The organism is Deltaproteobacteria bacterium (genome assembly GCA_040223695.1).
In the GTDB taxonomy this organism is placed as follows: Bacteria; Desulfobacterota_D; UBA1144; order Nemesobacterales; family UBA2774; genus JAVKFU01.
Map to the genome: position 1 here is coordinate 1 of JAVKFU010000001.1, position 1011 is coordinate 1011.

A 1011-nucleotide genomic window follows, 5' to 3' on the forward strand; every position below is an offset into this window, starting at 1 on the left:
CTCAAAAAGAGCGATTCGAACTAAAAATAAGCTACAACCGATTGGGTCGCGTTCTGGTGGGATGGCATACCGATCCAGACTTTACAGGGCCGTACGGATTGCCGCTTGAGCTTCAGTATGAATCTCCGAGCCCGAATGATGTTTCTTTCGCCGTATTAGTAAGAAAACATAGCGGCGATATGTCTCCGAGATCAATTCTGGATGAACTGATAAGAGTAAATGCAGTGAAGGAGACAGACGCCGGTTGGTATCGAGTACTTCGAAGAGAATATATACCGGAGGCTCAGGGTGTTCATAATTTTGAGCGGGTCGGTAACGTTATTCGGAACTTTATTAACACTATCGAATTCAACATGTTGAAACAGGAATCTGGGAAGGGCCGGTTTGAACGAGCAGCAGTAGCGGACGATGGAATAAGAATTCAAGACCTACCGAAATTCGATGCGTTCCTGCGAGAGAAGTGTCAAGCCCTGCTGGAGGAAATAGATAACTGGTTAACAAATTTGCCGAGGCCCGACAGAAGTCGCGGAGATCATGTCATTCGAACCGGACTCGGGATTTTTCACTATTTGAATGAAGAGAAAGATGAAAGGACATTCAAAGAGCTACTCAAGGATGAGGGGCTTGTGAGTAATGCAAGTAGTGACAAAAAAAATAGTGACAAAAAAGTTGAAAAATCAAATTGAAATGAATGAGAGATCGAAATCCTAGCTCGGCCATAGATAAGTAAACAGTTCAAGATCGGGCAATATTTGCCCCTCAATAATTCGACTTGTTGGAGAGATCGAAAAATGAGCGATGAAAGACGTATGACAGGAATTGTCATAGGACAGGTAGCTTTTTTATTAGCGCTCTTGTCTTCCGGTACAGCAATTGCTGCAAGTATAGGGAGTGCGTCTACGCGCAGCATCGAGGGCAGCGATCTCCTGAGCATCGAGGGCAGCGACCTCCGCAGCATCGAGGGCAGCGATCTTCTGAGCATCGAGGGCAGCGATCTTCTGAGCATCGAGG

Annotated in this window: 2 protein-coding genes; both read left to right on the forward strand. The window is 45.9% G+C overall.

All coding sequences use genetic code 11. From position 1 onward, the window contains the following. Positions 1-686, forward strand: a 686-nt coding sequence (locus RIG61_00005) for a DUF6502 family protein (GenBank protein ID MEQ9617540.1), incomplete at its 5' end; no start/stop codon positions are given. A gap of 105 nt (positions 687-791) precedes the next feature. Then, on the forward strand, positions 792-1011 hold a 220-nt coding region (locus RIG61_00010; GenBank protein MEQ9617541.1), incomplete at its 3' end, for a hypothetical protein.